Source organism: Ligilactobacillus aviarius subsp. aviarius DSM 20655 (assembly GCF_001436315.1).
Taxonomy (GTDB): domain Bacteria; phylum Bacillota; class Bacilli; order Lactobacillales; family Lactobacillaceae; genus Ligilactobacillus; species Ligilactobacillus aviarius.
The window spans coordinates 260128-270205 of sequence record NZ_AYZA01000024.1 but is presented as its reverse complement, the minus strand read 5'-3'; the positions used below and the strand labels follow the sequence as shown (position 1 = coordinate 270205).

The 10078-nt window shown below is 38.3% G+C and carries 12 protein-coding genes; 1 reads left to right on the top strand and 11 read right to left on the bottom strand.

Annotated features, from left to right (window positions below; genetic code table 11):
• Window positions 1–82: 82 nt before the first annotated feature.
• From FC33_RS08055 to FC33_RS08035, 5 genes are all read right to left on the bottom strand, one after another.
• On the bottom strand, window positions 83–1462 hold the full coding sequence (locus FC33_RS08055; RefSeq protein ID WP_057828077.1) for an MFS transporter: 1380 nt from the start codon (window positions 1460–1462) through the stop codon (window positions 83–85).
• Window positions 1463–1541: 79 nt separating this feature from the next.
• Window positions 1542–1961, bottom strand: coding sequence for a DUF3021 family protein (locus FC33_RS08050; RefSeq protein WP_057828076.1), 420 nt, complete (start codon window positions 1959–1961; stop codon window positions 1542–1544).
• Window positions 1958–2407: a LytR/AlgR family response regulator transcription factor gene (locus FC33_RS08045; protein WP_057828075.1), complete on the bottom strand. Its 450-nt coding sequence runs from the start codon at window positions 2405–2407 to the stop codon at window positions 1958–1960. Before FC33_RS08045 ends, FC33_RS08050 begins: the two co-directional genes overlap by 4 nt.
• Entirely contained in the window at window positions 2408–3271 is an 864-nt protein-coding gene (locus tag FC33_RS08040) for an ABC transporter permease (RefSeq protein ID WP_057828074.1), read from the bottom strand. It abuts the gene before it with no gap.
• A complete protein-coding gene (locus tag FC33_RS08035) occupies window positions 3272–4123 on the bottom strand; it encodes an ABC transporter ATP-binding protein (protein WP_057828073.1) in 852 nt (283 codons plus the stop codon).
• A gap of 170 nt (window positions 4124–4293) precedes the next feature.
• Between FC33_RS08035 and FC33_RS08030 the strand changes: the two genes are divergently transcribed.
• Window positions 4294–5523, top strand: a complete 1230-nt coding sequence (locus FC33_RS08030) for an MFS transporter (protein WP_057828072.1) — start codon at window positions 4294–4296, stop codon at window positions 5521–5523.
• Between the two features lie 45 nt (window positions 5524–5568).
• On the opposite strand, the gene rihA is transcribed toward FC33_RS08030, so the two are convergent.
• The 6 genes from rihA to FC33_RS08000 all read right to left on the bottom strand — a co-directional run bounded on the left by rihA (window position 5569) and on the right by FC33_RS08000 (window position 9945).
• On the bottom strand, window positions 5569–6507 hold the full coding sequence (rihA, locus tag FC33_RS08025; RefSeq protein WP_057828071.1) for a pyrimidine-specific ribonucleoside hydrolase RihA: 939 nt from the start codon (window positions 6505–6507) through the stop codon (window positions 5569–5571).
• Window positions 6508–6662: 155 nt separating this feature from the next.
• Window positions 6663–7253: a signal peptidase I gene (gene lepB / locus FC33_RS08020; RefSeq protein WP_057828070.1), complete on the bottom strand. Its 591-nt coding sequence runs from the start codon at window positions 7251–7253 to the stop codon at window positions 6663–6665.
• A gap of 25 nt (window positions 7254–7278) precedes the next feature.
• Entirely contained in the window at window positions 7279–7671 is a 393-nt protein-coding gene (locus FC33_RS08015) for a hypothetical protein (protein WP_057828069.1), read from the bottom strand.
• A gap of 19 nt (window positions 7672–7690) precedes the next feature.
• A complete protein-coding gene (locus FC33_RS08010) occupies window positions 7691–8524 on the bottom strand; it encodes a TIM barrel protein (protein ID WP_057828068.1) in 834 nt (277 codons plus the stop codon).
• A 94-nt stretch (window positions 8525–8618) separates the two neighbouring features.
• Window positions 8619–9485: a DegV family protein gene (locus FC33_RS08005; RefSeq protein ID WP_057828067.1), complete on the bottom strand. Its 867-nt coding sequence runs from the start codon at window positions 9483–9485 to the stop codon at window positions 8619–8621.
• Between the two features lie 22 nt (window positions 9486–9507).
• Window positions 9508–9945: a MarR family winged helix-turn-helix transcriptional regulator gene (locus FC33_RS08000; RefSeq protein ID WP_057828066.1), complete on the bottom strand. Its 438-nt coding sequence runs from the start codon at window positions 9943–9945 to the stop codon at window positions 9508–9510.
• Between the last annotated feature and the right edge of the window lie 133 nt (window positions 9946–10078).

The following is a 10078-nucleotide window of genomic DNA, read 5'->3' as shown; positions in this document are numbered from 1 at the left end:
TCCGAATCTATGCTCCGCGATTCGTTCGCTTTTCTGCTTCCACCACGCTCGTTTTTGACGTTTTGTCACACCTTCTTTGATTTTATTTTTCTAATTGACGCACATAAACCGTAATTCCAATTAAAGCAATGGCAATGATAACTAAAATTGTCAGGCCGATTCGACCACCAGTAAGGATCGCACTGGCTTCGCTTAGGCCTAAACCTTCAAAAATCGTAATGATCGACGACATCAAACTGGTTCCAATCGTTCCTGAGTACTGTTGGAAAGTATTGAAGATTGAACTGACAAGCGAATGATCTGCCGCTGAAACATACTTTCCGGCATCTGACATAATATTGCCAAATCCAAACGTATAGCCTAACCGGAAGACAATATAAATCAGCCCAATTAAAAAGGCCGTTAAAAATTTAAAACTGATCAAATAAAGCGCAACGCCTGCAAACAAAAAACCGCTTGAAAGCGTTAGTGTAAAGAACGCACCCTTTTTATCATAAATTTTCCCTGAAACGGGCGATAGTAATGCGCCGATTACCGCTCCCGGAAGCAGCAACATTCCCGTGACCAATGAATTATAGTGCAAAACTTCTTCGGCATAAAGCGGCAAAATAAATACCAAACTCAAATTCATAAACTGCAAGCTGAAAAATGAAATCAACCGGAAACGAACGATTTTATTTTTGACAATTCGGAAACTCAGATATTTCCGCTTTGTATGCTGATTTTCATAAATGAATGCTCCTAAAAGAACAACACTGCCAATCAAAAGCCCAATCAGTGACCCCGGATGATGAATCTGTGTTCCGAGATTACTGATTACCAGGCTAAACGTAATCACCGTTGTTCCAAACAAAACTAATCCAAGATAATCAAATGGCGTTGAAGCCGTTTCAACCTTTTCCTTTTTCAGCGAATACATGCCCATTCCAAAAGCAACCAACAATAGCGGCAACACAATAATAAAAATCATCCGCCATGAAATTAAATATGTCAGTAACCCGCCATATGTGGGACCGAATGCCGGGCCAAATGACTTGATCATCGTCACGATTCCGTTGTACTTACCAAATTGATCTTGCGGAATTGAATGGAAAACAATTTGATACATCAGCGGCGTTGCAATCCCCGTTGCAAATGCATTGATCATGCATCCAACCAGCAGCATTCCAATTGATTGAGCAAACGCGCTGATCAAGCACCCCGGAATAAAAGTCAATGCCGCTAACATAAAAATTCGCCGAAGCGGAAAATGCTTCATTAAATAGGCCGTCGCACTCATTGTGATCGTTGCAACTAAATAGTATCCTGATGCCAACCACTGAACGACAGCTAAGCGCGTATTAAATTCATGAATTAACGTTGGAAAAGTGACAACCAGGGAAGTTCCAATCAAAATCCCGATAAACCCCAGACAACTTCCACTGATAACACTTAATTTTTCCTTTATTGAAACGTTTTCCATTAAAATCACCTTCAAGTTCCATTTTATCACGAATGAAAATCAGCGCCGATGAAGTCCTTTTATCATCGACGCTGAAATCTTAATGATTTTTCTTTTGTCGTTGCTTTAAACGCCGGTTAACGCGCTGAACGTCATTAATTTGCATGAAACGAATTACTAACTGAATAATAAGATAAATCGCTGCAATGAATAGGAGACTTTCAAAGTTAAATTGATAGTTAACTCCATAATATATTCTATAAATCGGTCGCAAAAAAATCCAACTCGCAGCTAAAACAATAAGATAATGAATGAGGAATGCAAGGTAATAATTAATTCGCGGAATTCGGAAAATAAAGGTTGCCCCGCCAATCATTGCCCCCATTAAAGAAATTTCCGCTGCAATCGGCAATGTCACTTTTACCGATGAATAACATGAAACGCCGATCCATACATAACAGGTAATTCCAATTTCGGTTCCAATAATCATTCGCTGAAGCAATTCAATTAACCATCTCATTTTTGAAACACCCTTTCCTTAACTTTTTTCCAGTATCGCCGTGAAATTGCAACCTCCTGATGATTAGCCATTTCAGCTAAGTAAGTTCCTGAAAAGCTGCTTCGAAATTTTTCAACAAAGTCGAGGTTTAAAATCAAACTCCGTGAGCCCCGAACGAACCGCTCATCCTGAAGCTGTTCTTCAATTTTTCGCAATGGTTGGTGAATTTTAAACTTGCGGTCTAACAAATGAATGGTGGTATAATCACCCCAAACATCAACAAAGACGATTTCGTTATAATGAATCCGATAAACAGCTTGATGCGCAGTAACAGTCACCGTCTGCTCTTCCTTCTGAATCTTTTCAAGTGCCCGTTCGATTTCATTAACTTCGTGATTTTTCGTTTGAGCTGTAATTAAAACGTTGGTTTCATTAACCTTTAAATCTGGTTTAAATTGATATTTCATTTAACTTCGCTCCGCCATTGTAACTTCAATCATTTTACGACTAATTATTGCAATTAAAAGAATCAAAATAATTCCTGTCCCAATTAAAATCAATGTTATCATTTCTGAACTAACTTGCGAACCATTGATTGTTAAGTTCAGTCCGAAAAACTTCTCCATTGGTACTCGAATCGGCTTAATTGTTACTCTTAATAAGTGATCCATCAAAATTTGACGGTTTTGCGCAACCGAATATGTAAGCGGAAATGCTTTGATAACATGTTGGGCAGTCATTGACATCTCACCAATTGGAAAATATCCGCCAATCAAGAATCCAAATCCAGAGCCAAAAATTGTATTAACTGCCCGTAATGCTGTTTCATTTTTAATAAACGCACATACAAGACATGCTATTCCCGTTGCGCAAAATGAACTTTCAATCCCAATTGCAACTAAATGAATAATCATCCCTGTTGTTAGTCGTAAACTTTCATAGGTTAAAAAGTATCCCCAAACAATTCCAAAGACTAAAACTTGCATTCCAACTGAAACAAGCATGGCTGCTCCAAAATATCCTAAAAGTAATTTAAATGGCGATGGAACACTGATTTTGAAGTCTAAAAATTTATTATTACTTTTATCCGTTACCAATTGGCCCATTACATTTAACGCGGTTGTCATTGCAGTAATCGTTAACAACGCCCCAAGCATCCACATATCTAAAACTTTTCCGGCAGCTGTTATTTGGTGAAGCGAACTTAAAATATTTTTTCGTAAAAATAAAATATAAATAAAAAAGAAAATCATTGATCCTAACAGCGAAAACATGATGTTTGAAAATTTTCGAAAATAAATTAAAATATTACGTTTAATAATTGCGAGCATTTACGCTTCCTCCTTAATTAGCTTCATAAACACGTCCGTCATCTCAACCGGCAAGTATTCAAAATAATCAATTTGATCCTTATACTGATTTAAAAATTGAATTGCTTCTTGAGCATCTGAACATTGATATTCGTAAAAATCGTGTTTCAAAACCAACTTTGAAAATAACGATTGAGCAATTTTATTTTTAAACTTAACTCGAAGATTGATCTGCGAATACTTTTGCTTTAATTCAGCTGCTGAACCATGTTCAACAATCCGCCCGTGATTTAAAATATACACATTATCCGCATTTTCAGTTTCTTCAAGGTAATGCGTTGTTAAGAAGACCGCTAATTTTTGTTTTTCCTTTAATTCATTAATCAGTTGCCAAATTTCTTTTCGGGCCGTTACATCCAAACCAGTTGTTGGTTCATCTAAAAAAAGAACATCGGGCTGATTTAGTAATGCTCGTGCAATATCAACTTTACGTTTCATTCCTCCAGAAAGTTCCCCATATTTTCGATTTGCAAACTGATCGATTCCAGTTTTACGCATAATTTCTTTAACGTGCTTTTGAACAGCCTGGCCTTCCAGTTCTGCCCGAATCTGAAGATTTTGTTTGACAGTTAATTCATGATCCAAAATACTATTTTGAAAAACCACCCCGATTTTTAAATTATCATGGTAAATGATTTTTCCAGACGTTGGCTTTAAGTTTTCAATTAACATCGCAATCGTTGTTGATTTACCTGCACCGTTACTTCCAAGATAGGCCGTTAATTCTCCTGTACAGACTTTAATGTCTAAATCTTGAACGACAGTAAACGTACCAAATTTTTTAGTCAACCTCTGAGTTTCAATTAATTTCATCTCAATTCCCTCCTGAAATAATTTCATTCTTACTATACCGAAATTGAAACTTAATTTGAGCATTTTTCGCCAACCGGACATTTTTTAGCGATAAGCGGTCAGTTATTTTAGTATTTACATCTTTGGAATTTTAGTTTTAAATAGTAAGTATACTATTAGAGATTGAGAAGATGATCAAATTGAATATTAAGGAAATGCCTCAATGGCGCAAAAACTTATACGTTTTAGCATTTGGGGATTTTGTTTCCGGGACTGGATTTAGTATGAGTTTGCCATTTTTGCCACTGTTTATCAGTCAAATGGCGCACTTTACAAATGTTCAGCTAACCTTCTATTCCGGGTTGGCATATGCTGTTGCCTTTGTTAGTCAGGCAATTGTTTCGCCGTTATGGGGAAAATTGGCTGACCGGACTGGACGCAAACCGATGATTTTACGGTCAGCATTTGGAATGTGTATTACAGGATTTCTCTGCGGACTTGCGCATAATATTTGGGTTTTGATTTTCTGGCGGTTTGTTTATGGGTGCTTCTCGGGATACAACAGTAATTCGCAAGCCTTAGTCGCAAGTGAAGTTCCATCTGATCAGGGCGGAAAAGCAATGGGAATCTTAACGACTGGACGGGTCGGAGGGCAACTGATTGGTCCAATCATCGGCGGGATGATTGCCGGTGTGTGGGGCTATCGGATGACCTTCTACCTTTTCGGAATTATTATGTTCATTGCTGGAATTTTAGCCCTTGTATTCGTTAAGGAAGAATTTACTCCGCATGAAGTTGCCAAAAATGCTTCTCGAAAAGAAAAATCTGCCTTGGCTCAAGTCAACAGCTTACCGATCGTCATTGCAATGTTCATCACTGCGATGCTTGTAAATGCCGTTACTAAGTCAATTAACCCAGTCATTAGTTTGTTTGTCCGGCAGTTATTACACGGCCATGGCAGTGTATCGGTTGTCAGCGGAATTATCACTGCCCTTCCTGGGTTTGCAACCATTATGGCTGCTCATCGGTTAGGCGACCTTGGTGACCGAATCGGGGCGCGCAAAGTTTTAGTTGCCGGATTGATTTTTTCCGGATGCGTCTTTTTCGCAACGAGTTGGGTCGGGAATGTATATACATTAGGAATTTGCCGGTTCTTAATCGGAATTTCAGACGCGGCTTTACTCCCACTTGCTCAAACTGTTCTAATGAATAATGCGCCTGACGCGGTTGTCAGCCGGGTCTTCAGTTACATGCAGTCTTTCCAAGCAATTGGAAGTATCATTGGCCCAATGCTTGGATCAGTGATTGCGGGTCATTTTTCATATCCAGATGTGTTCGTAATGACTGCAATTCTAGCTGCCGTCAACTTACTGATTGTCTTAATTAGTTTCAAGATGGGAAATAATAAAAAGAATGCATAATGAATGGTATTCAAAAAAGGATTGCATTGAAGCGATCATTTTCTTTTAGTCAAAGTGATGAAGTAAATCAATAATTAAATCGACAAACCGTTGCCGATCAAGATCCATTATGACTTTTACATTTGGTTTCTGATTCATTAGTCCTGCAAAGTCAACAACCGTTTCTCCCGCTGTCAGTTGTCCCTGAGTTTCAACATCAAGGTAAGCTGGGTGGGTTTCAAAAATCTCAGGCTTTAATAAATAAGCAATGGTGCATGGATCATGGACTGGCGTTCCAGCTAAACCAAATTCATCCTGACCATACCATTTTCCATAAAATTCCATTTGTCCTGTAATTGCTTGAGCAACTGGATTATTAATTTGGCGGATTTTTTCAAGACCATCATGACAAATTTGCGCTTTCAACGTAACGTTCAACCCTGCCATGACTAATGGAATTCCCTCATTAACAACTATTTTAGCGGCTTCGGGATCAACTGCCATATTAAATTCCGTTGTCGGATAGACGTTTCCTTGACCAACTGCGCCGCCCATGAAAACAACTTGTTTGATTTTATTTTCTAATTCAGGATGAACCCTTAAAAATAAAGCGATATTCGTCATTGGTCCTGTCACAACCAACGTGATCGGTTCCGTTTGCACACGTAAAATGTCCGCAATCAATTCGACTGCTGGCTGATGAACTGGTTCAAAAGTCGGTTCTGGTAAATCAGCCCCATCTAATCCAGTTTCACCGTGAACGTAATCGGCAATCTTTAAATCACGCATTAGCGGACGGTGATTCCCGCCGGCTACCGGAATATCCGTTGCTCCCAGCAAAGTTAACATTCGCAATGCATTATTTAACGTTTTATCCGGCGTTTGATTACCAGCCGACGTTGTTACTCCCAATAATTCGATTTGCTCACTCGCAACTGCCATCGTTAACGCTAAAGCATCATCATGTCCGGGATCACAATCAAGAATAATTTTTTCAGGTTTCATTATCCTCACATCCAATCATTTGAGTATGAATAAATTATATCAGGAAAATTATCGAAAAGGAACTTATGGTAAACACCTATACCATCGCAATGTAACCGAATTCAATTATGACAATAAAATAAGAGACCATGACCTCAGTCGCAGTCTCTTCACTTCTAATTTGTTGCTGGATAATAATCATTAATCAGCTTATGTTTACTGTTCCAAAACGGTGCTTTGGCAATTCCAACAATCTTATCCTTTGGGACAAAACCATAATACCGGCTATCGTTTGAATCAGCGCGGTTATCTCCAAGAACAAAGTAACAATTCTTCGGAACGGTAAATGTTTTCCCGGTTCCAAGGGTAACGCCCTTTGCTTCTGGTAAAAGCAATGTTAATGTTCCGCTTGTCCGTTGTTGCTTGGTAATGTAATTTTGTGGTTGGTACTTGCCGTTAACATATAAATCACCATTGTTCTTGTATTCAATCTTGTCACCAGGCATTCCAATTACCCGCTTAACGTACTTTGTATTTTTTTGAACATTTGGGTTGTTTTTATCAACGCCATATGCGTCAAAAACAACCACGGAATCTTCCCGCACCTTACCTAACTTCCATACGATTACGTGCTCGTTATTTTGAAGGTTCGGATACATTGAAGTTCCATCAACCTTTACGATTCGAAATACAAAAGTTACGATGAACGCTGCAATTATCAATCCTGTCAAGATTGGAGCGACAACGTTTTTAAAAAATGATGACACAACTATTAGCCCCTATCGTTTTAGATTAATTTTTATCATTAATTAATTTAGATTTTCTTATTGTAGCTAAGTATAACCCAAACAAAATTAAAAATACACCCTCGAAAAGAATTGTTAGATGATTCTTAATGTGTAAGAATGGCATAAAAATGCAAACAATATTAAAAATCAATCGTAATCCTAAGTGTGGAGTTTGAAATTTAATAAAGTTTGCAACCAACGCCACGCACCCGAAAATTACTAACAAAAATGCCATAAAAATCACCCAATCAAAGATAATTTTATGACTATCAGCAACCGTCGCAGCGTGAATATAGCCGAGCGTACTTAGCAACTGGACAAAACCATAATAAGTAACTTGTCCGCAAATATATAAAATACCAATCGTTCCAATCAGAACGTTTAATATCTTTGCCAAAATCTTACCTCTTCTTTATTTAATCAGTTAATGTTTTGGCTAATTCAACCAAATAACGATGGCTTTCCATCTGTTCCTTAGCATCAGTTGGATCTGCCAAATTGATTTCATAAATGCTCGTTGCTTTTGAATTTTCATTAAGGAGTGGTAAAACCCGCCGCCAGTCGATCTTTCCGGTTCCGAGAACTAAACTGTCATGATGCTCACCCATCGAATCAACGAGGTGGTAATGAACCGTCGCATCCATTAAATGTTTGATCGAAGCAACTAACTTGTCATTGTCACCGTGCTCAGCGATAAAACAGTGCGAAGTGTCAAATGCCAATCGGTACCCATGAGCTAAAATTCGATCTTCAAACTGCGGATCACCATAATAAAAAATTGGTGAAATACTGTTTTCAAACATGATATGATTACCGCCCATTTCATTGAATCGATCCATCCGCTTGAAGGCCGCATCCTGAGCAGCATCAAATGACGGATACATGGCAATATATTTAGGGGTTTGCCGTAAATATGCGCCATGAATCAATACTTGAACGTCAAAATCATATGCCACCTGTAACAAATCAATCGTACTTTGTTCGACGAATTTATAAAGACCCGGACAGCGACTTTCCGGTGCAATCAATTCCGTAAAAATTGTTTTTTGATACCGCATCGGTTGATGCAACACAATTTTACTCGTTGCTTCATTTTGGACTGCTTGAATCGCATACCGTAACTTTTGCAATCCATCAGTTGTAAAGTCGTCTTCTTGGGTAAAAAACTCGAAAACATCCGGATGATATTGCAACCGATCCCGGTATTGGCTGTCATCGGTGCTCCCTTTTAATCCTAATTGAACTCGCATTTAATCATCATCTTTCAATTAATATATAATCTATCCTTTATACGTTATATTCTCTCACAAAATTGAAAAGAAAGTGATGAATTTGGCTTAAAATTTAGTCTTTTTCAATGTCACGAATAAATCCTAATGCCAATGCCCCTTCACCAAGGTGGACCGCAATTACTGGGTCAAATTCATCAAGTGAAACCGGGATTCCGGGGAAAGCTTCCTGGACTTCCTTAGCCCATTCTTGACCGCGTTTTTCATTATTAGCGTGAATCACTAGCAAGCGGAACGGATAATCTGCCTTATCCGTTTCTTCCTTAATGATTTCTTGTGCCCGTTTCATTGCCTTTTTCAATGAGCGAACCTTTTCAAAGGCGACGATCTTGTCACTTTCCTTATCAAAGTGAAGTAACGGTTTAATTTTTAAAACGGTTCCGATAAATGCTGAAGCGTTTGATAACCGGCCACCATGAGCCAAGTTTTTCAAATCGTCAACAACAAAGACCGCATCATATTGTTTTTTAAGCTGTTCAACGGCCGCAACGATCTTTTCGGCATCTTCATTTTGAGCCGCCATCCGTGCAGCTAACTTAACCATCCATCCCATTGGAACTTCAGTAATTGATGAGTCGATCGGGTAAAGTTTGATATTGTCAAGTTGACCCTTTAAGTTATTCAAAGTCGTCATCAAGCCGGAGATCGTTCCTGCAATGTGAATGCTAATAACTGCATCGTAACCTTCATCAGCTAATTGATTATACAAGTTAATCATTTCGCCAACTGGCGGTTGCGATGTGGTCGGAAAGTCCTTTGCATTCCGCATTTTTTCATAGAATTCAGGACGGGTAAGATCAACGCCGTCTTGATATTCGGTTCCATCAATAATGTAAGGAATCGGAACAACTTTAATTCCGTACTTATCAATCGTTTCTTGATCTAAATTTGCTGTACTGTCGGTTACAACAGCAGTTTTCATAAAACTACACCTACTTTATCAATTAATTTAATGTTACTTGACGCATACTTTGAGTCAGACGATTGATTAAAATCTTTAAAAAATTCTTCTCTTCGCCAGTCCACTGCGCAAATACTTTTTGTCCAAATTCTTTAAAATCCGTATTCATTTGTGAAAGAACACGTTGACCAATTTCACTGAGATGGTATTGATAGCTTTTCCGGGTTTTAACGTTGTTTTGATTTGCAACCTTACTGATCTTAACAAACGCCTTGGTCGTTAGTTTACTCAGTTGACGACTCAGCGTTGAAGTATCAAGTCGCAAATCTTCTGCAAGTAATTCTTGCGAATTTTTCCCGTCAGCGATCCGTTGAAGAAGCTGCCATTCGGCAATGGTCAGTTGATTATTCTTTGCCATTTTTTGAACAAACCGTTGATATTCACGTTGTAAATCAAGCAAATTGTCTAATGGTTCTTTCAAAAAGAAAATCACCCCTTCTTTCGTACCTTATTGCATAATACAATCTTTGTAAATATTTTTCAAGACTCTGAAGGCGATTTGTGGATTTTTCTTTGCTTTTTTTCATCAGAACTTTACAATAATAAGTAGCATA